General features: G+C 24.0%; 21 protein-coding genes, 1 tRNA gene and 1 rRNA gene. 18 read left to right on the forward strand and 5 right to left on the reverse strand.

The features are described from left to right. Positions 1-80 precede the first annotated feature (80 nt). The 9 genes from BT993_RS04910 to pulA all read left to right on the forward strand — a co-directional run bounded on the left by BT993_RS04910 (position 81) and on the right by pulA (position 10,461). Positions 81-157 (forward strand) — tRNA-Asn (locus BT993_RS04910). 4 nt (positions 158-161) lie between these two features. Beyond that, a 5S ribosomal RNA gene (gene rrf, locus BT993_RS04915) occupies positions 162-270 on the forward strand. Positions 271-490: 220 nt separating this feature from the next. Further along, positions 491-805, forward strand: a complete 315-nt coding sequence (locus tag BT993_RS04920) for a PadR family transcriptional regulator (RefSeq protein WP_072593508.1) — start codon at positions 491-493, stop codon at positions 803-805. After that, complete coding sequence (locus BT993_RS04925; protein WP_072593509.1) at positions 798-1,865, forward strand: DUF1700 domain-containing protein; 1,068 nt, start codon at positions 798-800, stop codon at positions 1,863-1,865. Before BT993_RS04920 ends, BT993_RS04925 begins: the two co-directional genes overlap by 8 nt. A gap of 12 nt (positions 1,866-1,877) precedes the next feature. Further along, positions 1,878-2,465 carry a hypothetical protein gene (locus tag BT993_RS04930; RefSeq protein ID WP_072593510.1) on the forward strand — a complete coding sequence of 196 codons (588 nt, stop codon included), beginning with the start codon at positions 1,878-1,880 and terminating at the stop codon, positions 2,463-2,465. Between the two features lie 171 nt (positions 2,466-2,636). Then, positions 2,637-4,295 (forward strand): signal peptide peptidase SppA, encoded by a 1,659-nt coding sequence (gene sppA, locus BT993_RS04935; protein ID WP_072593511.1) that lies wholly within the window; start codon positions 2,637-2,639, stop codon positions 4,293-4,295. A gap of 27 nt (positions 4,296-4,322) precedes the next feature. Then, a complete protein-coding gene (locus tag BT993_RS04940) occupies positions 4,323-5,243 on the forward strand; it encodes a cation diffusion facilitator family transporter (RefSeq protein ID WP_072593512.1) in 921 nt (306 codons plus the stop codon). A gap of 229 nt (positions 5,244-5,472) precedes the next feature. After that, positions 5,473-7,533, forward strand: a complete 2,061-nt coding sequence (locus BT993_RS04945) for a hypothetical protein (RefSeq protein ID WP_072593513.1) — start codon at positions 5,473-5,475, stop codon at positions 7,531-7,533. Positions 7,534-7,674: 141 nt separating this feature from the next. Further along, positions 7,675-10,461 (forward strand): type I pullulanase, encoded by a 2,787-nt coding sequence (gene pulA, locus BT993_RS04950; protein ID WP_158007934.1) that lies wholly within the window; start codon positions 7,675-7,677, stop codon positions 10,459-10,461. A 44-nt stretch (positions 10,462-10,505) separates the two neighbouring features. Here pulA and BT993_RS04955 read toward each other — a convergent pair whose 3' ends face one another. The 4 genes from BT993_RS04955 to BT993_RS04970 form a co-directional block, all read right to left on the reverse strand. Beyond that, positions 10,506-12,074, reverse strand: coding sequence for an ATP-binding cassette domain-containing protein (locus BT993_RS04955; RefSeq protein WP_072593514.1), 1,569 nt, complete (start codon positions 12,072-12,074; stop codon positions 10,506-10,508). A gap of 249 nt (positions 12,075-12,323) precedes the next feature. Further along, a complete protein-coding gene (locus tag BT993_RS04960) occupies positions 12,324-12,935 on the reverse strand; it encodes a PQQ-binding-like beta-propeller repeat protein (protein WP_072593515.1) in 612 nt (203 codons plus the stop codon). A 527-nt stretch (positions 12,936-13,462) separates the two neighbouring features. Continuing rightward, the gene (locus BT993_RS04965) at positions 13,463-13,723 is read right to left on the reverse strand and encodes a hypothetical protein (protein ID WP_072593516.1); all 261 of its coding nucleotides are present in this window, start codon (positions 13,721-13,723) and stop codon (positions 13,463-13,465) included. A gap of 19 nt (positions 13,724-13,742) precedes the next feature. Next, on the reverse strand, positions 13,743-14,528 hold the full coding sequence (locus BT993_RS04970) for a C39 family peptidase (protein WP_072593517.1): 786 nt from the start codon (positions 14,526-14,528) through the stop codon (positions 13,743-13,745). Between the two features lie 246 nt (positions 14,529-14,774). Here BT993_RS04970 and cls point away from each other — a divergent pair, with 246 nt between their 5' ends. The 9 genes from cls to BT993_RS05015 are packed head-to-tail and all read left to right on the forward strand — an operon-like array spanning position 14,775 to position 23,721. Beyond that, positions 14,775-16,328, forward strand: coding sequence for a cardiolipin synthase (gene cls, locus BT993_RS04975; RefSeq protein ID WP_072593518.1), 1,554 nt, complete (start codon positions 14,775-14,777; stop codon positions 16,326-16,328). A gap of 54 nt (positions 16,329-16,382) precedes the next feature. Beyond that, complete coding sequence (locus BT993_RS04980; RefSeq protein WP_064609216.1) at positions 16,383-17,189, forward strand: undecaprenyl-diphosphate phosphatase; 807 nt, start codon at positions 16,383-16,385, stop codon at positions 17,187-17,189. Positions 17,190-17,191: 2 nt separating this feature from the next. Continuing rightward, on the forward strand, positions 17,192-18,565 hold the full coding sequence (locus BT993_RS04985; RefSeq protein ID WP_072593519.1) for a coproporphyrinogen III oxidase: 1,374 nt from the start codon (positions 17,192-17,194) through the stop codon (positions 18,563-18,565). Continuing rightward, on the forward strand, positions 18,562-19,128 hold the full coding sequence (locus BT993_RS04990; protein ID WP_072593520.1) for a helix-hairpin-helix domain-containing protein: 567 nt from the start codon (positions 18,562-18,564) through the stop codon (positions 19,126-19,128). The genes BT993_RS04985 and BT993_RS04990 overlap by 4 nt, the downstream gene beginning before the upstream one ends. A 9-nt stretch (positions 19,129-19,137) precedes the next feature. Beyond that, the gene (locus BT993_RS04995; protein WP_064609222.1) at positions 19,138-19,611 is read left to right on the forward strand and encodes a hypothetical protein; all 474 of its coding nucleotides are present in this window, start codon (positions 19,138-19,140) and stop codon (positions 19,609-19,611) included. Continuing rightward, on the forward strand, positions 19,602-20,591 hold the full coding sequence (locus BT993_RS05000) for an alpha/beta hydrolase fold domain-containing protein (protein WP_064614450.1): 990 nt from the start codon (positions 19,602-19,604) through the stop codon (positions 20,589-20,591). Before BT993_RS04995 ends, BT993_RS05000 begins: the two co-directional genes overlap by 10 nt. Beyond that, on the forward strand, positions 20,588-21,556 hold the full coding sequence (pip, locus tag BT993_RS05005; RefSeq protein WP_081256162.1) for a prolyl aminopeptidase: 969 nt from the start codon (positions 20,588-20,590) through the stop codon (positions 21,554-21,556). Before BT993_RS05000 ends, pip begins: the two co-directional genes overlap by 4 nt. Next, complete coding sequence (locus BT993_RS05010; RefSeq protein ID WP_064614452.1) at positions 21,546-22,382, forward strand: Cof-type HAD-IIB family hydrolase; 837 nt, start codon at positions 21,546-21,548, stop codon at positions 22,380-22,382. Before pip ends, BT993_RS05010 begins: the two co-directional genes overlap by 11 nt. Before the next feature lie 16 nt (positions 22,383-22,398). Further along, positions 22,399-23,721 (forward strand): PTS transporter subunit IIC, encoded by a 1,323-nt coding sequence (locus BT993_RS05015; RefSeq protein WP_072593521.1) that lies wholly within the window; start codon positions 22,399-22,401, stop codon positions 23,719-23,721. A gap of 36 nt (positions 23,722-23,757) precedes the next feature. Here BT993_RS05015 and BT993_RS05020 read toward each other — a convergent pair. Then, the coding region (locus BT993_RS05020) for an IS30 family transposase (RefSeq protein ID WP_143604269.1) at positions 23,758-24,045 on the reverse strand (288 nt) is incomplete at its 5' end.

Genomic DNA, 24,045 nt, shown 5'->3' on the forward strand with positions numbered 1-24,045 from the left:
GAACCTAGAAGTTAAGTCTGTGAACGCTGAAAATACTTAGTGATAGGGAAGATAGGTAGTTGCCAAACTTTTTTGATAATGACTTTGTAGCTCAGTTGGTTAGAGCATCTGACTGTTAATCAGAGGGTCGAAGGTTCAAGTCCTTCCAAGGTCGCCAGATGTTTAGTGATGATAGCCACAGGGATACACCTAGTTACATCTCGAACCTAGAAGTTAAGTCTGTGAACGCCAAAGATACTTAGTGATAGGAAAAATAGGAAATTGCTAAACTTTTTTATTATTTATTGTTAATAACTTAGTCTATATTGATATTTTATCTTTATAGACTTTTTTATTGTTTAAACATATTTTTATACATAAATAGACTATATTAAATAATTTAGTGGCTATTATCTTCTCTCATAATACATTGATTTTTATTTTCTACCTACTTGACAACTAATATTATACAATGTATAATATTGTTAAAGAAATAATAGGAGATGATTTTATGCAAATTAGTAGTGAAATATTAGACTTTTGCGTTCTTTCTTTTTTAAGTACTGAGGACCTATATGGATATATACTTACTCAAAAAGTACAGGAGAAGATAAAAATTAGTGAATCAACCCTCTATCCAGTTTTAAGAAGATTACAAAAAAAAGAATTTTTAGAAACATATGATAGTTCATTTCAAGGAAGAAATAGAAGATATTATAGGATAACAAAAAAAGGAAGAAGAGAATTAGATAAATTTATTAAAGAATGGGTAGAATTGAAGAATAAGATTGATTCGTTTATTGAGGAGGCAGATTTAAATGACTAAAAGAGAATTTATGAGAAAACTTGATAATTATTTAAAGGATTTATATTATTATGAAAAAAAATCAATTTTTGATTTTTATGAAGAATATTTTGCAGATTTAGGTATAAATGAAGATGATGAAATACCTAGTGATATGGATCCTAAAAAAATATCAAGAGATATATTAATTGAATTTGGAGAAAAAAATGAAGAAAAAAGAAAAAGAAAGACATCTTTAACTTCAATTTTACTATTTTTAGGTGGAATATTATCAGCTCCTATAGCAATACCTGTAATATTTTTATTATTAATATTCATTCCACTAATAGTATTTTTAATAATAGGATTAATATCAATGCCATTTATAATATTATGGAGTGTATTGATTGCACCATTTAAATATATAAGTAGTGGTGTATATGGAACAACTGGATATATATTTTTAATAATAGGTTTAAGTATAATATTTATACCAATATTTCTTGGGATTATAAGAAGGATATTTTCAATTATTTCAAATATACTAATGAAAATTTATGCTTCTGTTACAAAGAATAAGAAATCAAGTCATACATATGTTAAAGATGATGTGGCAGATACTGAAGATACAGATAATGAAATTAAATTTGACATTATAAGCAAAATAAAATGTGAAAATATTTTGGGAAATGTAACTATTAAAAAAGGTAAGGAAAATAGAATAGTTTTAGGTAAAATGGTAAAGGAAATAGTAGTTAATAAAACATATATAGATGGAGTATTAACATTATCTATGGAGGGCGAAGGAGTATTAGGATTTAAGAATTTACCAAATATATTAATAGAATATAATGAAGAAAATTTAAATTTTGAAATGAAGAATTTATTAGGTAATTTAAATTATAGTTTCCCTAATTCTGGAATTTTTGAAGCTAGAAATATAGTTGGGAAATTAAAAGTAGATTTAGATGATAATGAAGTAGATATAAAGGTTATAAATAAGTTAGGATTACTTGAAATTGGAAATAGAATAGTAAATGATGAAGATTCAATGAGAAAAATTAGAATAGATACTATTTTTGGTAAGGTAGAAATATTTTAAGGAGGTAATTTTATGAAAATTTTCAGGAAAATAATTATTGGATTAATTTTTGTTTTATTAGGAATTATCTTAATAAATAAAAGCTATAATTCTAAAAAAGAAAATACTTTAAATATTAAAAATAAATATATAATTGAAGAAACTTTTGACAATATAAATACTATTAATATATCTAATTTTTTAGGATATGTTATTATAGAAAAATCAGATGAAAATAGCATTTTTATTAATAGTGATATAGAAGTACCATATTTATATAACGATGGAAAATTAGAGTTAAAAGATGTTAGTAAATTTGAAAAAAAAGATATATTTGAAAAAAAGGATATAGATATAAAAGTTATAATTAAATATAAAGAAGATAAAAAATTAGATATTAATTTAGTAGACTTTATAGGAAAATTTAGATTAAAAGCCCCTTTAAAGGGAAAAATTAATTTAGATAATGTAGTTGGTAGTATAAATATTAATATAGAAAAAGATGCAAAAATAAAGACTGAAAATATAATTGGAGAAGTTAGTTTAAATGCTATAAATAATAATTCTGAATTGGATATTACAGTATCAAATACAGTGGGAAAAGTAATAGTTGTAAAATAGATTTTATACTGCACCTCAAATCTTTGATAGATTTAGAGGTGTATTTTTATTTAAAATATTTAATAAAGTTATCGTGTATATTTTATAATCTTTAATAGTTAAAAATTTAATTTAAATCATATATTTGACAAATATTTGTATATAAGTTAAAATTCAATTTAGGAGGTAAAAATGACATTAATATATTATATAATACAAGCTGTAATTATTGCTTTAATACTATCTTTAGTAATAATTATTATAGGATTAATGGTAAAATCAAAAATAAAAAAAGATAAAAATGTAAGTAATTTAAAACTTAAGAAAATAAAAAAGGTTATCATAACTAATGAAACTTTACTTGAAGATGTTCCAGAGGGAGGGGTAAATAAAAAAAATTCATTTTTTGATTTTAAGGAAGCACTGAAAAAAATTAATCAAACTGATACAGTAGAAGAAGTAATACTTGATATTGATGATATGAAACTAAATTCAATACAAATTGATGAATTAAAAGATATATTTGAAGAAATGAATAAAAAGAAAAAGGTCATAGCGTTAGCATCTAATTTAGACAATTTAAACTATAGAATAGCTATGTTTGCAAACACAATATATATGTATAATTCACTTAATTCATCTATGACATTAAAAGGTTATTCAAGATCATTTATATACTTTAAAAAACTATTTGATAAAATAGGACTTAAAGTAAATGTATTACATATTGGAGATTATAAGTCAGCAGGAGAAAATTATCATAAAGAAGAGATGTCTGAAGAACAAAAAACTTCAATAACTAGAATTTATGATAAAATGTTAGAAAATTTTATTAATGAAGTTAAAGATAGAAGAAATGTAGATATAAAAGAAAAATTACTAAGTGGAGATTTAGTTTTAATTAATCATATTAAAGCAAAAGAATATGGCTTAATAGATGGAATTTCTAATTTAGACAAATTAGAAATAGATTATTCTAAAGATACAGAAGATTTAATTCCATTTTCTAAAAAAGTTAAGAAAAAAAATAAGAGTAAAAATGTAATAGGAGTAATATGTGCTGAAGGGGAAATTATGCCAGATTCTAATTCAGAAAGCATAATTACTTATAATAATATGTTAGAAAAAATAGAAACTTTACAAGAAATTAAAAATCTTAAAGGAGTAATTTTAAGAATAAATTCTCCTGGTGGAAGTGCTCTTGAATCTGAAAAAATATATAAAGAACTTAAAAATTTAGATGTTCCAATATTTATTTCTATGTCATCTGTAGCTGCAAGTGGTGGTTACTATATTTCTACTGTAGCAAAAAAAGTATTTTTAAATCCAAGTACAATTACAGGTTCTATAGGTGTAGTAAGTATGTATCCTACATTTGATGAAGTAAGTAATAAGTTAGGGTTAAATATAGAAACTGTAAATTCAGGGGTTGCAACTGAATTATTTGATTTAAAACAACCTCTTACTGATGAATTAAGAGAAAAATTAATTCAAAGTATGAAAGATATATATATTGAGTTCAAAAAACATGTAATGACAGCAAGAATTATGACAGGTGAAAGATTAGAAAAAATTGCCCAAGGTAAAATATGGTTAGGAAATGAAGCTGTAGAAATAGGACTTGCAGATAAAATTGGTGGTTTTGATGATTGCCTAGAGGCTTTATTAGAATATTTAAATATTAAAGACTATAAATTATATTTTGCTAATAGAAAAATAGGTTTAGTTGATAGTTTGAAAAATAATATTTTAAATATACCATTAACACGTGAAATAAATAAAGAATTAAATATAATTCAAGCAAATAAATACAAATCTATGTATTTTATGAATGTTAAGATAGATTTATAATAAAATATAGTGAAATGAGGAGAAAAAATGAAACAATTTATTGAATTTAATTATCATCATACTAAACATTATAAAATTCAAAATAAATCTAAAAAAACATTGTTGATAAGCCTATTACTTACAGCTATATTTGCTATGCTTGAATTATTTGGTGGAATAATATCAGGCTCTCTTGCATTAGTTTCTGATTCATTTCATATGATATCAGATGTAATTGCGTTGATACTTAGTATGATTGCAATATATTACTCTACTAAAAAACCCACAGATAAATATACATATGGATATTTAAGGGTTGAAATAATAGCTGCATTTTTAAATGGACTTGCATTAGTAATAATAGCAGTTGGAATAATATATGAGGCGATTAAAAGAGTAATTAATCCTCAAGATATTGACTTCAATTTAATGATAACAGTAGCGATTATTGGACTTATTATTAATATAGTGCTTACTTTAGTGCTTATGAATAGTTTAAAACATGAAGATAATTTAAATATTAAAAGTGCATTGTGGCATTTTTTAGGAGATTTATTAAATTCAGTAGGTGTAATAATAACAGGGATATTGGTTAAATATACATCTGTAGTATTGTTAGATCCAATAATAAGCTCTATAATAAGTATAATTATAATGTTAGGAGGTATAAAAATTATTAGAAAATCATTAAATATATTAATGGAGGCTGTGCCAGAAAAATTAGATATAAATAAGATTAAAAATAGTATACTTGATATAGAAAATATTGAAAATGTACATGAATTTCATATGTGGTCTATATCAGAGGGATTATATAGTCTATCATTCCATGTTATTTTAAAAGAATATAATGGTGTTAATGATTATAAAATAATAAAAAATATATCGAATATGTTAAAAGAAGTATATAAAATAGAGCATGTAACTATACAAATAGAAAATCCAGAAGTAAATATACACAAAAAGTAAATATAAAGAATAATATAAAAATTTAAAATATAGCCTTATTACTTAATTTTATAAAGAATAAGGCTTTTTATTTTATTTAATACTGAATTTTTTATTTAAAATAAAACATTAAATAAATATGGATTTATTGCATCAAAGACTGATTAATAATGTGTTTCTAGTGGTTGATTTTTACTTTTTTAATATGTATAATTAAGTAAAAACATGTTTTTAGAATTAGGAGAAAAGAATGAATAAAAAGTTTTTAGCTTTATCAGTAATTTTTAGTATTTTTTCTTTTTCTAATAAAAAATTAAATATAGTTTATAAAGCAGAAGTTAAAAATGAAGGGACATTTTCAAAAATTAAAAATTCAAAAATAGAATATGTTCCTTTAAATTTGACAATTTCATCATTAAATAATGAATTTAAAGCTAATTTAATTATAAAAGGAGAAAGAAAAAATCTTATTTATTCTGATTTAACTACTAGGTATGTAACAGGATTAAAGGAAAATAATCCAATAAATATGAAAGATGGGTATATTCAATATCAACAATATAATGATAGAAAAATGCCCCCTGACTATAACACACTTGAAAAAGTAATATTTAAAGATGAGGGTCAAGGGGGACATGGTCATCATCACCATCATCATCACCATGACGCTGACCATGATCATGACCATGACCATAATCACACAGATTTGTTGGGAGAGAGTTTAGATATACAAGCTCCACAAAAAAAACATAGTGTAAGGGAAAGTAATGATTTTCAATCTAAGCTTAGTTTAGAAATGAATAAGAAAAACTATGGACTTAAGTATGTTAAATATTTAACATCATTTAATGAGGAAAAAGCTAGGTATATAAAAAATGATAGTATTTTTGAGGGAAGACTTACTAGTATTATAAATGACAATGTAGCTATTACTTTAATGCCTAGATTGATTACAAGAGAATTTACACCAACTATATTAGAAGTTAATTCATATTTAAAATATAAATTAAATAAGGATACTTTTATAGGTCTTGATGTGTATAATGGTGGACAAATAAATTTACTAGATGAAAGAAAGATACATAGAAACAAGGTTACAGCTTATTTTGATTACAATACAGAAAGAAAAAGATCTCATGATTTTTGGGAAATTTTAGATCATGAACATGATAAAATAGATCAATTTAAAGTTTCTTTTTCATATGATAGAAAATATAATGCTAAATATAGCCCATTAGATAGCAGTATTTTAGATGGATATAATGATAATGAAAAATATGATTTTAAATTAAATTTAAAAAAATCTGATTTAGGAATTAAAGGATTGTCTTTATCAAATGATTTTACTTTTAATACAGAATTTAATCAAAGAGTTAGTAGTGATAGAAAATATACATTGAAACATTATTATTACTTTAATCAAAGTGATCCAAATGTTACTAATCACTTTAATGCTGTATTTGATGCACGTAGAAATGTAATAGTTAATACAGCATTTCAAAAAACATTAGGGACTAGTATAAAAAAGGTTCAAGGTAAATATTTAATTACAAACCACTATCAATATTCTCCAAATGGCAAAGATCCATTTGAGTATTATGTAGTAACAGAGGCTATTAGTACTGGACCTGATAAATTTTCAAATGTTATAACAAAAAAACATAACATAAATAATGTTAGTAAGGCTGAGTATGCTAGAGGTAAAGATAAGGTAAAGGCTATTAATACTATTAAATATATTAATGATGTTTTTGGTGGGAATTCTAAATTAAATGAAGATTTTTCTTTATCTTATGAAAGAAGTTTAAAATTAGGATTTAGAGCTAAATTTAATTTAGAAAATAAGTATGAAAGAAATGATATAAATAACAAAAATCTATATGAAATTGATATTTTAACTGGTGGCTTTGATTTTAATTATCTGTATAATCAAAATGGATTAAATATTAAAACAGGCATAGCATTTAATTCTTCTTTACTTGCAAGAAAAGCAGATAAAAGCATGCTTTATGGAGCTAATATTTCTGAAATGATTAAAAAACAATTACCTGAAAATAGCCCATATTTAATTCAAGAAAAAGATGAGGCTAATATATGGAAATTAGGAGAAGAATTTAAAATAAAACCATATATTTCTGTTAAATATTCACCAAATAATAAAATTGGTCTTAAAGCAAATTTAGAGGCAGAAAAAGCATATGAGAAATCACCGTTTTTAAAGTTATATTATCAATATAATCCAGTAGATAGAAAAATAAAATCTATTCCTTTTAAGTATAAATTTGGATTAGAATTTAGTTATAAATATTAATTAGAGAGATTAATTTCTCTCTATTTTAATATATACCCATATAAATGAGAATAAGTAAAAATTAAAATGATAAAAATAAAATTGTACATATTGAAAACGCTTGCATATCGGGGTATAATATTATGTAGAGTGGAGGTATATATGAATAAATTATTTAGAAAACTAGTATTTACTTTTTTACTTATTATGCAAATAGTTGTATTTGCAGCAAGTACTAAAGTAATTATACATTATCAACCAAGTGAAAATTTGGAATGGGATTTATGGGTGTGGCCAGATAAAGGAAATGGTAGTGCATATGCTTTTGATAAAGAAGATGAATTTGGTAAATATGCAGAAATTAATTTAGATGGAAATCATAAAAAGGTAGGATATATTGTTAGACTTTCAGATTGGTCTAAGAAAGATACAGGAGAAGATAGATTTATTAACATTGAAGATGGAGAAGCTGAAATATGGGTTAAATCTCAAGATCCTACAACATATTATTCTAATCCTGATAAAGCACTATTAATGTTTGATAATGTTAATTTAGATATAAAATATTATCCAATTGAAAAAGATGCTAAAAAATACAGAGTAAAAGTATGGGCAGAGAACCAAAAACCTAAATATATTAATTTAGTTCAAGACGGAGAAAAATTTGTAGCTAAAGGTAATTATGAGGGGAAAGAAATTACTAAATTAAATTTTGAAATTACTAAGAGATGGTGGTTTTTCTTTGAAAAGAAAGTTGATGTGTCAAGAGAAATTACTAAGATAGATGAAAATGGTAATGTAAATATTTATGTAAATCAAGAAGATAAAACTATATATAAGTCAGAAGAAGCAGCAACTAAACCAAAAGCTATAGAAAGTGCAAGTATAGATGCAATGAATGCTGTAACAGTTAAGACAAATAAGAACTTTAATTTGAAAAAAGAAATAGCTAGAGGAATTACTGCAAGTTTTGATAATAAAATAAAAGAAATAGTTTCTTTAACAGAAGATTCAGTACAAACTAATACATTTAAAATAGTTTTTAGTAAAGATTTAGATTTAAAGAATAAAGATGGAAAAATAATGATGTCTACATTCGGAGAAGCTAAAGTAAATTTAGGAAGTGTTGTTAGAGATAAAAGCTTTGATGATTTCTATGCTTATGACGGAGAACTTGGAGCTATATATACTAAAGATGAAACAACTATTAAAGTTTGGGCTCCTACAGCTGATTTTGTAAATCTTCTAATATGGGAGGGAGAAAAAGTTGTTAAAGAACCTATGACTTTAGGAGAAAAAGGTGTTTATTCTATAACTTTAAATGGAGATAGATTTGGACTTGTTTATCAATTTGAAGTAGGAGTTAATGGAGAAGTAAATATTACTAATGACCCATATGCTTATTCAACTACAGTAAATGGAGAAAAATCAGTAGTAGTTAATCCAACTATTTCAAATGTAGATTATCCAAAGCTTGATAACGTGATAATATATGAATTACATGTAAGAGATTTATCAGTACATCCAGCAAGTGGAATAAAAAACAAAGGTAAATTTTTAGGATTAACTGAAAAAGGAACTAAAACAACAAGTGGGCAAATTACAGGACTTGACTACATTAAATCATTAGGAGTAACACATGTTCAGCTTTTACCTATATATGATTTTAGTTCATATTCTGTAGATGAAAAAGATCAATTTGCTAGATATAACTGGGGATATGACCCAGTAAACTATAATACAGTTGAGGGTTCATATTCAACTAATCCATATGATCCTGATAATAGAATAGTAGAGTTACAAAAAACTATAGATACATTACATCAAAACAATTTAGGTGTAATTATGGATGTTGTGTATAATCATGTATTTAGTGCTGGAGAACATGCTTTTAATAAAATAGTTCCAGGTTATTATTATAGATATGATAATGACGGTAATTTAACTAACGGTACTGGTGTAGGAAATGATGTTGCAAGTGAGAGAAAAATGGTTAGAAAATTCATAATAGATAGTGCTAAATATTGGGCTAAAACATTTAAATTAGACGGGTTCCGTTTTGATTTAATGGGGATACTTGATGTTGACACTATGAATGAATTAAGAGATGAAATGAAAAAAATTAATCCTAACTTCTTTATTTTAGGAGAAGGTTGGGATATGGGAACATTAGATTCTGAAATTAAAGCAAGTCAAAATAATGCAAATAAACTTAATGATATTGCATTCTTTAATGATGATTTTAGAGATGCAGTTAAAGGTTCTACTTTTGGAGAAATAGGTAAAGGATTTATTAGTGGTAATTTAAAACAAGAAGAAAGATTGTTTACATCTATAAGAGGTGGAGAGGGTATGAGAACATACACATCTCCTATGCAATTAATTCAATATATTGAGGCACATGATAATCTTACTTTATTTGACCAAATTAGTAGAACTAATGATACTGAAGATTTAGCAACTATAACTAGAAGACATAATCTTGGAACTACTATAGTTCTTTTATCTCAAGGAGTTCCATTTATTCATGCTGGTCAAGAATTTTTAAGAACTAAGGGTGGAGATGAAAATTCATATAAATCAAGTGATTATGTAAATAGACTTGATTGGGAACTTGCAAAAAGAAATGCAGCAAGCATTGAATTAGTGAGAGAATTAATTAAGATACGTAAAGAAAATCCAGACTTTAATTTAAAAACATTTGATGAAGTTAATAAAACTATAACACCTATTAAAGTTATGGATCAATTAATTGCATATACTCAAGCTGATAAAATAATAGCGTTTAATGCTAGTTCAAAAGATAAAGAAATAGAGATACCTAATGGTAAATATATAGTTCTTGTTAAAGGGAACATGGCAAATTCAAAAGGACTTGGAGAAATTGAAATAAAAGAAAGTAAGGTTATAGTGCCTATGCAATCGGCATTATTACTTAAAAAGAAATAAAAATACATTGGGTCAGTAAACAACTGACCCAATATTATTATCTTCTATAAATTTATTATATTATCTATAATTTCATTATGTTCCTCTCTATGAGATATTATTATGATAGTTCTATCATTTAAGTATTTAGAGATTAGTTTATAGAAATTAAGATTATTAAATTTATCTATTCCAGAATTTATTTCATCAAATATAATAACCTTTTTATCACTTAATAAAGCTCTTGCTATTAATATTTTTTGTTTTTCTCCACCTGAAATCTTTTTGCTAAAATCTCCTATTTTCTTATTAAATAAATCATCATCATTTTTTATTACATTATCTAATTCTAATTCTTTAATTATATCTTTTATTTTATTTTCTATTTCTTTATTCAGTTCATTTTTAGGATAAATAATATTTTCTATTATGCTCCTATCAAATAAATTTATATTTTGAGAATAATAGATTATTTCATTTTTATTTTTTATATATTTACTATTGTATATAATCTCTCCAGAATAAACATTTAACATATTTGCAATTATTTTACATAGTGTTGATTTCCCTTTACCATTTTTTCCAATAATTAAATTTTTACTACCATCTTTTATTTCTAATGATTTATTATTTATAATCATTTCATCAGAATCTAAATATTTATAATTAATATTTTTTAAAACTATTGTATTCTCATTATCTAAATATTCTATTTTTAAATTTTCTTTTATACATTTAGAATCAAAAATATTCATTTTAGATATAACTAGATTTAGTCTATCCCAACATTCAAAGAAATTTAAAATATATTTCCCAAAATCATTTAAATTAAATACTGAATAAATAATTATCAATAATACTTTTAGATCAACTTGCCTATTAAAAGCTATAGAAATTACTAAGATACTTGATATAATTAAAAACAATCTTAGAAAAAGATTTGATTTTAATATATTAAATTGTATTGAATAGTATTTTTTTTCTTCTTTATTAAATAAATCTTTTATTTTTATTTTTTCATATTCATATGAATTTTCGTTATATATCGTATTAAAATTAATGAAATAATCAACAATAAAACTATTTATTTTTGATGTTGTATCTATAGATTTTGAAATATTTTCACTATTATTTTTTAAAAAATTATATGATATATAAACATATAGCACATAAAAAATTAAATATACTATTCCTATAGGTTTATAGAAATTAAATAATAATATTGAATAAATAACTATCATAATGAAATTTTTAAATATTCTTAAAATGACATCATATATTGCTCTAACTAAAAAAGAACCCTCTTGAATTAAATTCTGTATTTCTCCTAAATTTAAATTAACAAATTCAAAATAGCTTTTCTTTTCTATCTGCTCCCATATTATTAATTTAGAATAATTTCTAATTTTTTGAACAATGTAGTTATTATAAAAGCCTAGTAATTCTTCTAATAATAAAGAAATACATAATAGGGCTATAAAATATTTAGAAACTTCTTGTATACTTTTACTTATGAAAATAGGTTGAAATACAACTAGAATGAAAACTAAAATAACAGTTACAAAATAGACAAGAGATTTTTTAAATCCTATTTTTTCTAATATATTAAATATATATTTTATATTATTTTTCATTTTTTTCTTCCTCCTTTAAAAAATCCTCTAATGTATTTTTTGATGTACTTAATACTCTTTTTAAAATTAATCTCCATGTTTGAAAATCAGCATCTTTCCAATTACTTTTTTCTTTAACATGATTAATAATTTTTCTAAATTCTTCTTGTGTTATATCCTTACCATATCTATTTAAAATAAATTTTGCTATAGCTGCTCCACTATAAAATTCTTTTTCTTGTTTTATTTCATAATAAAATTTATCTAATCTTATTTTTTTGATTTAGTTTCTTTTAAAATTAAATTTATAATTATCATTTCTGATTTTTTAAAATTTTCTTTTTCAAATGTAATTGGAAGAGAATACAATCCACTAAGGTTATTTTTTTTTAAATTAAATTCAAATATATAATTGTTTTCTTTAATATCTATTGGTTTGATTATATTATCATTTGATATAACAGAAACATCTAGGTATACATTTTTAACTTTTTTTTCAAATATAATTGAAATCTGCATTTTATTGTTTTCTACATAATTTCCAAATTCAATAACTTTTAAAACTTCTTCTTTATTTTTAATTTCATTTAAACTATGCTTTATATCAAAAGAAAGTAGAACTCCATTTAATGGTGGTTCTCCTCCACCTATAAATAAATTATTATTAAAAATAATTGGGGCACTGTATGGAGAATGACCAATTATTTTTTTAAAATACACACTTCCCGTTGTTTTATCTATAAGATAAACTACACAATCTGCTAAAACAAATAATGTTTTTCCATATATACTAGGGGGAGAAAATATTAAACCCTCTTGAGTTGAAATTTCCCAAACTTTATTACCAGTTTTTAAGTCTATTGAACCTATTCTTCCTTTCAAAGTCGTATAATATACATTTTTGTCATCAGAAATTACAACATGACGACTTGCTATTCCTAAAACTTTTTGTTTCCAAATAATTTTAAACTCAGAACTATCAATTAGAAAAATTTCATCATTACATGCTAAAAGTATATTATTATTTGTTATCCAAAGTCCTGATGTGTCTTAGCTTATAACTTCGGCTTTCCCTATATTTTTTTCAGATATAATTATTCCTGAATATTCAAAAGAAAATAAATATAAACAAGAACATTTTTTTTCTTTAGAAAATTTAGTTCCAAGAACATAATAAAAATTTCCTATTTTAGATATGGTTCCGTATAAGAAAGCATTATCTATTTTTACTTTTTTTTGAATTTTACCTAATTCATTTACAAAATATACATAATTTCCTGATGAAAATATAATTTGGTTTTCTAAAATATTTACAGAACTTCTTATTCTTGTATTAGTTTTTAATTCCCAAAGAAATTCTCCTGTATTTTTATCAAAAGAAACTAAATCCTTAAATTCTTTGTATGAAATTATTTGATTTTTATAAATAGCACCTGTTCCATAACTACCATTTGTAACTTTTTTTCAAATATTATCTCACCATTTTTCAAATTAAATTTAACAATGAAATATCCTTGTTTAATTTCTGAATAATAAACTACATATCCATTTTCAAAATCATTATTATCAAAAAATGGCGTTTTTATTAATCCCTTTATTTTTGTACTCCACTTATTATAGATATATATATTTTCATAGGGATTATTATTTACTAGATTTTTTCTGAACATTTACAGATGCCTCCTAAATTTATATTACTCTTTCTAGTTTTACTATTTCTAGAGAAGAATTTTCGTTATTTTTATTTTCAAATTTATCAATAAATGTATATTCTGTTATAATTTTATCATCATATTTATAAGGTCTTATTCCATGAATAGTTACTGTTGATTTAATATTAAATTTAATTTTTTCATTAATATTTTCACCTAAAGATATAGTTTTATAAGCATATTCACCTATTTTATAATTTCCTTTTATTTCTACTTCACTATGTTTTTCTTTTCCTTTTAAAGTATAATTGATTTCTAGTTTTATATCATTTATATATGTATTGTTTTGGTCTATAATATATCCTTTAGGTGTGTATAAACCTAATTTTAATTTGATACCTGAATGGTTTCCGATTATTACCTTTTCTATATCCAATGAAACTTCAGTTATTATTGTATCTTTTGAAAGTGAACAGTTTACACATAAAAGTGGGTATTCTTCATACGATAATTTATATATAACTTTTCTATTACCTTCAAAGTTGTTCCATGGGTCTACGATATCAAAATTATTTTCTTCATCATTAAATCCAACTATTAAAACTGCGTGTGATTCTAAATCTAATTTATAATTATCTTCTTTATTTTTGCATGGATAACTCGCTGCTGAATGTAATCTTATTAAAACCGGCTTACCATCGATTATAGATTGTTTGACACTTTCTATTGATCTTAAAACCCAAGGTTCATAGCTTATAACAGGAGCTAATCCTGTTACTTTCTTAATATTTACTTTACCATAAGTTTCTTTTTTTTTAATCATAATATTCCTCCTAATTTTTTTGTTATTTTATAAGTAATAACATATAATCTATTCTACATATTTTTTATACATAAATCAATAAACTTGAGATATAAGTTTTAAATGATTTCATATATTAAATATATTTATATGCGAATTATAGTTGAAATTTAGTTTAAATAATTAATGTAGTATATTTCTATATAATTTATGTATATTTGCTCCTTTTTTTGATATTTGATATAATAGGTAAAAAAGGAGGAGGATATGTCTAAAATAAAAGAAAAAAGTAAAAAAGGGATATTAAATTTAATCTTTAGTAGAACCTTAATAATTACAATATTACTATTAATACAGATAGCTTTAATTCTAGTTTCAATGATGTGGCTAGGAAATAATATATATTTATTAATAGGAAGTACTAGATTAGCTAGTTTTATTATGATAATTTATTTAATAAATAATAGACAGAATTCTAATGTTAAATTAGTTTGGATAATACTAGTTTTATTAGTCCCTGTATTTGGAATTTGCCTATATTGGTTTATTAAATTTGATTTTGGAAGCATAATGATGAAAAATAGGATAGTTGATATACAAAATCAAACTAGGAATGTATTAATACAAAAACAAGAAATAATTAATAATATTAAGGACAATAAATTATTTGAACTTAGGAATATAGCGAGATATATTAAAAAAACAGGGGGATATAACATATATCAAGATAGTGAAGTTAAATATTATTCTTTAGGAGAATACATGTTTCTTGATATGTTAGATGCTTTAAAAAATGCTAAGAAATTCATATTTTTAGAATATTTCATAATAGAAGAAGGGAAGATGTGGGACTCAATACTTGACATACTTAAACAAAAAGTATTAGAGGGAGTAGAAGTTAGAGTAATGTATGACGGAACATGTGAATATTCAACTTTAGACAGAGATTATCCGAGAGAATTGATGTTACATGGTATTAAAGCACAAGCATTTTCACCAGTAAAACCTTTTCTTTCTACACATTATAATAATAGAGATCATAGAAAAATTATGGTCATAGATGGACAAATAGCATTTACAGGTGGAGTTAATTTAGCAGATGAATATATTAATGAAATTTCTAAATATGGTCATTGGAAAGATACAGGAATAAGAATAATAGGAGATGGAGCTAAACCATTAACTTTAATGTTTTTACAATCTTGGAATATTTTTGATTATAAAAATAATGAGTATTCTAAATATTTAGATGCAACACATGATATTAAAAATGATGGTTATTTAATTGCGTATGGAGATGAACCGTTTGATGATGAAGTTTTAGGTCAAAATATATATATAGATATATTAAATAACGCTAAAGAATATGTATATATTATGACCCCTTATTTAATTATAGACAATGAAATTCTTGCCTCTATAAAGCTTGCTGCCATTAAAGGTGTAGATGTTAGAATAATACTACCACATATAGCTGACAAGGAAATTCCATTTGCTTTAGCACATAATCATTATTCTGAGCTTATAGATTCAGGAGTTAAAATATATGAATACACTAAAGGGTTTGTTCATAGTAAGATGTTTGTTTCAGATGATATTAAAGCTGTAGTTGGAACAATTAATTTAGATTATAGAAGTCTTTATCATAATTTTGAAAATGCAGTATATATGTATAATATTGATGCAATTGAAGATGTTAAAAATGATTTTATAGAAACTTTCAAAAAATCACAAATATTTACTAATAGAGATTTAAAAGAAGATAAATTATTAAGAAAATTAATAGGTAAATTAATGAAAATATTTGCTCCTTTAATATAGGTAAATCATTGAATTAGTTTATATGATATTGTATAATTAAATGAGGAGGTAAAAATGTTATTAGATATTTTAAAGGTATTTATATTATCTCTTATTGAAGCTTTTACAGAGTTTATACCTGTTAGTTCAACAGGACATATGATACTTGCAGATAGATATATTAATTTATCAAGTAATAAAGAGTTTGTTACGGCTTTTCAAGTAATAATTCAATTAGGAGCTATACTTGCCGTAGTTATAATATTTTTTAAAAAGCTATACCCTTTTATATACAAGGGAGAAAAAAGACAAGCATTATTAAATCTTTGGGGCAAAATAATAGTTGCAGTATTACCAGCAGTAGTTTTAGGGTTGCTATTTGATGACTATATTGAAGAACATTTTTTTGATGTAAATATAGTTGCAATTATGCTTTTAATTTATGGTGTACTATTAATCATTATAGAAAGTAAGAAAAGAAAAAGTAGTGTAAATGATATTGTAAACCTTACATATACTATGGCAATAGGTATAGGATTATTTCAATGTTTAGCAATGATACCTGGTACATCACGTTCTGCTGCAACAATAATAGGAGCAATGTTTTTAGGGTTAAATAGGATTATAGCAACAGAGTTTTCCTTTTTTTTAGCTATTCCAACTATGCTTGGAGCTACAACTTTAAAACTAATTAAAATAGGATCATTTTTAAGTACATATGAATTGTTCTTAATCTTTTTAGGACTTGTATTTACTTTCATAATGTCTTTACTTATAATAAACTCGTTTTTAAAATATATTAAAAAACATGATTTCAAAGTTTTTGGATATTATAGGATAATTATAGCTTTATTAATATTTTTAGATATATATGTGTGGTAAAAATGAAAATTAAATCAAATTATGAAATAAACCAAAATAAATGGAATGAATTTATTTATGTTTTTTTTAAAGATATTGAAGATGAAGTATTTATTGAAGTAAAAGATAAAGGTAATTGTATATACATTAATGCAAAAAAACATGATAAAGAGATAGAATATTCTGTTGAAAAAATTATAGAAAATCAAATAGAAGTTATGCTTAAAGCATCTCTTTTAAAGCTATATACCATTAATGTTCCTTGGGGGTCTTTAGTAGGTGTAAGACCTACTAAGCTTGTAAGGAAATTGCTTAAAAATAATGATTTTGATAAAATATTAAAAATATTACAAGAAATATATCTTGTAAGTTATGAAAAAGCATCTCTATTATTAGAAGTTGTAAAAAACTCTATAGATTTTTTAGATAACAAAACTATAGGAATATATATAGGTCTTGCATTTTGTCCTACTAAGTGTACTTATTGTTCTTTTCCAGCATATTTAAAAAAAGGTAAGTATGAGAAAAGATATGAAGAATATTTTTTAACATTACTTAGAGAAATTAAGGAAATAGGGATTTTATGTAGGGAACTTAATTTAGAAATAAATAGTATATATGTAGGTGGAGGGACACCTAGTTACCTTATACATGATGAATTAGAAATACTTTTAAAAACTATTAGTGAATATATAGATACTAGATTTTTAAAAGAATATACTTTTGAGGCAGGGAGAATAGATACTATAGATAATATAAAGTTATTAATGTTAAAAAAATATAATATTACTAGGATAAGTATTAATCCTCAATCTTTTAAAGAATCTACTTTGAAATTAGTAAATAGATATCATAATTTAGATAAACTTAATGAAGTATATACTGAGGCAAAAAAATTAAATTTAGATATTAATATGGATTTCATAATTGGACTTCCACGAGAGGATACAAAAGATGTATTAAATACCTTAGAGAAGTTTAGAGAGTATGACCCAGAAAATGTAACTTTTCATTATCTTGCAATGAAAAAGGCATCTATATTAACTAAAAGTAAATACTTTAAAGAAGATGAATTAAATCATGAATTAATAACTAAGAAAATATTTGAAATTATGAAAGAAAAAGGATATATACCTTACTATATGTATAGACAAAAAAGTTCTAGCATATCTGGAGAAAATATGGGATATTGTAAATCTGGCAAACAGTTGATATATAATATAGAGATGATAGAGGAATATAAAAGTATAATATCTATAGGTGCTGGAGCAATAACTAAGTTAATAAAAAAAGATTTAATAAAAAGACTTATTAATCCTAAAGATCCATTAATGTGGATAGATGAGTTTGAATATAGATTAAATGAAAAGAAAAAAGAAATTAGGGGGTTCATGTGAAAAAATTAAAATACATTTTAACAATACTATTATTACTTTTTGCATTTAATTTCATTAAAAATATATTGGGAATAGAAAAAATAAGTAATGTTCCCAATGTAGAAATTAATGAGGAATTAGTTTTTCAAGATGAAAATCAAAATGAAAATCAAAATGAAAATCAAAATGGAAATCAAGATGAAAAGAAATTAAACATTAATGATGTAAGTTTTGAAGAAATCGTTGAAAATGGATTTTCTAGTAAAATAGGGTATAAGATAATTGAATATAGGTCTTTTGTTGGACATATTGATAATTTAGAAAATCTTGTTAGAATTAAGGGTATTAGTAAAAATAACCTAAATGAGTTGAAAAAGAAATTTTATGCTCAAAAAGCTAGTAGTAAAGAATATATGAAGCATAATATTAACTATTTAGATGAAGAGGGATTGTATTTACTAGGGTTTTCAAAAAAAGAAATAAAAAATATAGTATATATTAGAGAGCTTAAAGAAATTAAATCAGAACTTGATTTAAAAGATAAAGTAAATATGGATATTATTAATAAACATATAATATTTTAGGAGAAATTTATGAATAATAGAGAAAAAGATAAAGAAAATATTTTTGCCTTATTATCAGGTTTAAAAATGGCTGAAATTAATAATAATATAGTTCAAAAAGAATTTTGTTCTGCCCTTTTATACAAATACCAACAAGAGGGTGTAAATATATATGAATTTGTTAGTAAAGATGAAATAGAAGAAAGCATTAATGAGGGTGTAGATCTTTTTGTTAAAAGAAAGAGAAAATATTTTATTAAAAAAACTATTTTTAATATGTTTACAGGAATGTCTGCTGGACTTTTTGCTTATTTATACTTAAGATTATCAATAGGTAAATCATTAATGGTATTTTTAGTAGCTTTTTTAATTGATACACTTATTAAAATGAAAGTTAGTAAAATAGTGTTTGTTAATGAAACAAAAAAGGAATATAGAAGATATGTAGACTATAAGTTAGTGCATATTAGAGAAAGTGAGGATGACAGCAAATTATGGATATAAGAAGACCTAAAATAGAGGGATATAAAGTGGGAAATCTTTCTCCTAATGTTAAATTTACAAAAGAATTAAAGATTAAAGAGGGTGAAAAAAGGGGAGTAAAAGAATTTGCTACATCACTTGAAAAAATGAGATCTGAAATGTGGTTTCCTAATATAGATATTACAAAAACTCATATTAAAAATGAAATACAAAAAATAGAGGGAATTAGAGTTGTAAAATATTCAAAAGATGTAGAAGATAAAGAAAAACTAATAATATTTTTTCATGGTGGTGGATATTATGGTGGCTCTACAGATACTGTACAAAATACTTGTAGATATATTGTAGAACAAACAGGTGCTAGTGTAGTTTCTGTAGATTATTCATTAGCACCAGAATTTCCATATCCTACTTCTATAAATGAGGGATATACTATACTTAAATATTTTGAAAATAGATATGAGAACATCTATTTAAGTGGAGATAGTGCTGGTGGTGGACTTGCATGTTCTGTATGTATTAAAGATATAGAGGAAGAAAGTAAAATAGCAGATGGATTAATCATGTATTATCCAGTTTTACTTATAGACTTAAATGATAATTGTAGAGATGACTTTAATTGGAGTATTAAAGAGTATGATATAGATGAAACAAGTTCTGACTTGGGATTAATGAAATCAGAAGCAAGTGGTTTAAAATATGCTATGCCATATATTAAGGATATGTATATAAAAACAAATGAATCTAAAGAAAACTACTATATTTCTCAAATTAATGCACCAGATAGTTTAATTAAACAATTTCCTAAAACATTAATATTTACAGCTGAATATGATTATTTAAGATTAGAGGCAGAATATTTTTATAAAAGACTTAAGGAAAATTTTGTAAAATCAATAGGAATAAGATATGCAGGAGAAGTTCACGCTTTTATAGATAAAATAGGGTATAATGAGAGTGTTATAGATAGTGTAGAAGAAATAAGGGAGTTTATTAAATGATAAAAGAAATAATTGGATTAGAAATATCTAACCCTCTAACTTTATATAATCATGAATATAATGAAAAGGGATATTATTTAAAAAATGATGAGCATGAAATATATTATGAAGTTAGTGGAAATGAAAAAGGTATACCTGTAGTATTTGTTCATGGTGGACCTGGAGCACCTATGGGTGATTATGCAAAAAGATTTTTTAATAAAGATAAATTTAGAATAATAGTTATAGATCAAAGAGGTTGTGGAAAAAGTAAACCTTTTGCAAAAATAGAGGGGAATAACACTTTTGCTTTGATAGATGACATGGAAAAAATAAGAAAGTTTCTTGGAATAGAAAAATGGATAGTATTTGGTGGTTCATGGGGGTCAACATTATCTTTAGTTTACGCTATAAATCATCCAGAAAGAGTTTTAAAATTAGTTTTAAGAGGAATATTTTTAGGTAGAAGTGAAGATGTAGATTGGCTGTATAAAGAGGGTGCAAGCTATATTTATCCAGTAGAATTTGAAAAATTTTTATCTCCATTAACTAAAGAAGAAAGAGAAAATCCAGTTAAATCATATTTAAAGTATTTACAAATGGATTTAGACACAGCTAAAAAGTATGCTAAGGTATGGTCAGATTGGGAACATTCTTGTGTAAGACTTATTAGAAAAGATAATTTAAGTGAAATATCACAATCAGATATTTCTATGGCTATTACAGAATGTGTATATTTTAATAATAACTCTTTCTTACCAACAGATAATTACATTTTAGAAAACACTGATAAAATAAAGGACTTAGAAATAGATATAGTTCATGGTAGATATGATGTGGATTGTAGACTTATTGGAGCTTATGAGCTATATAAAAGCTTAAATAATGCAAGGCTATATATAATTCAAGATGCAGGGCATTCAAGTTTAGAAAAAGGTATTACTCATAAATTAATGGAAATTATGGAGGAATATAGTGGAAGATAAAATAAAATTAATAGCTATAGATTTTGACGGAACTTTTTTAGATGATAATCATTTTAAGCAAGATTTAAGCTATATTGATAAATTAAGAGAAAAAAATTTAAGTCAAGAAATAGTATTTGCAAGTGGAAGAGCTACAGCAGGTATAGTAGAACTTGTAAAAAAATTAAAAATGACAGATATTGTTAGATATATAATAGGGCATAATGGAGCTGAAATATTTGACTTAAAAGAAAATAAAATAATACACCAAGAATATATGGATAGTGAGGTAGTATTAAATATTATAGAACTTTTAGAAAAAAATGGCTTTAACAATCCATTTAGTATTCATGAGTGGAATAAGTTTTATACTTATAAAAATTCTAAAGAATATAGTGAAATGATTGAATTAGAACAAAGAATAAATTTTGTTGATTTGATTAATATAGATAATGTTAAAGATTTTCCAAAAAATAAAATTAAATTGATGATATTTACTAAAGATAAGATAGAACAAGAGGGTATATATAATCTAATTTCTAATAGTAAATTTAATGATGAAGTTACACAGGCAAGAAGTGCAGTATTTTTAAATGAGCTTACAAAAAAAGGAGTTAATAAGGCTAAAGGTCTTGAGATTCTTTGCTCAAAATTAGGGATAGATTTAAAGGAAGTACTTGCTTTTGGAAACGCTGAAAATGATATAGATATGTTACTTAAAGTAGGATATGGTTTTGCTATGAAAAACTCTGAAAAAATTTTACTTGAAAAAGTAAAAAGAATTACTAAATATACAAATAATGAATTTGGAGTAGAAAGAGAAATAATTGATTTTTTAGGTATTTAGTAAGAAAGGATAAATAATGTCGGAAATAATTAAATATATTTTAGGAATTAGTCCTAGTATACTATTACCTATAATTATTATCATAATGTCTATATTTATGAAAATGAAATTAAAAGATGCTTTTATGTCAGGTATAACACTTGCAATTGCATTTACATCAATTTCTTTAGTTATAGGGTTTATGTTTGGTACAATATCTCCAGTAGCTCAAAAATTTGTTGAATATACCAACATTAAACTTAATGTTATAGATTTAGGATTTTCGCCCATGGTAACTATTTCATTTGCTTGGCGTTTTTCTATAATAATGTTTCCATTACAGATTATACTAAATTTAATTATGATACATTTTAATTTCACTAATGTATTAAATGTAGATATCTTTAATATTTGGACTAAAGCATTTACGGCAGCTATAGTTTCTGTTATCTCAGGAAGTGTAATTTTTGGCTTTATATCTGCAATTATTCAGATTTTAATAGAATTAAAAGTTGCTGAAAAGATTAGACCTAGAGTAGAACAGATGACAGGTATTGCATCTACAACAACTACACATATTTCTATTGTACAATGTGTGATTATGTATCCTATTAATAATCTTTTAGATAAAATATCATTTATTAAAAATACAAAACTTGATATAGAATATTTGAAAAATAGAATAGGTGTATTTGGCGAAGATTCTGTTATGGGATTTTTAATAGGTATGACACTTTCAGTATTTTCAGGATACTCATTACTTGAAAGTGTTGAAATTGCAGTAAAACTTGCAAGTGCATTAGTTTTGCTCCCTATAATAGCTAATATGTTTGTAAAAGCATTAAATCCAGTATCAGAAGTAGCTAAAGAGTTTATGAAGAATATGTATAAGGATAGAGATATAGTAATAGGGCTAGAGTGGACTATACTTGGTTCTATAGGGGAATTATGGATAGTTTCAGTACTGTTAATTCCTGTTACATTAGTATTAGCATTAATATTTTCAAAATTAGGATTTAGTAGTATTTTACCACTGCCTGGAATAGTTAATCTTATGGTAGTAGTTCCTGCATTGATAGTGGCAAATAGAAATTTACTTAAAATGTTAATTCTAGGAACTTTAATAACACCAATTTATCTCATGGTTTCAACCAATATTGCACCAGCAATAACAGAATTATCAAAAAGTATCAGTGTAAATGGTGGACAATTAATAAGCTATTATTCATTTGAGAGTCCGTATTTTAGATGGACATTAATAAAATTATTTGAATTTAAAGTTTATGGAATAGTTTCTTCTCTGATTTTAATATTATTGTTTATGTACTTTTATAAAAATTTTGTTAATAAAAAAATATGAATGCCTAAATTCCAAAAGTAAATGTCCAAAAACAACTTAAACAAGATTTAAAAGACATTCATAAACTTCATAAGATGTTGAAGAATTGAAAATTTTTCTAGGATAATTATTCATAAAATTTTCAATAAATTTAACATCTTTTTTTCTTAATTTATTCATAGACCTACCCTTAGGAATAAATCTCCTAATCATCTTATTATTATTTTCATTACTACCCCTCTCATTAGAACAATAAGGGTGAGCAAAATACCACTTAATATCTAAATCAGTAATATACTTAACATTAGAAAACTCAGAACCATTATCAGAAGTAATAGAATGAAT

This window comes from Streptobacillus ratti (assembly GCF_001891165.1).
In the GTDB taxonomy this organism is placed as follows: Bacteria; Fusobacteriota; Fusobacteriia; order Fusobacteriales; family Leptotrichiaceae; genus Streptobacillus; species Streptobacillus ratti.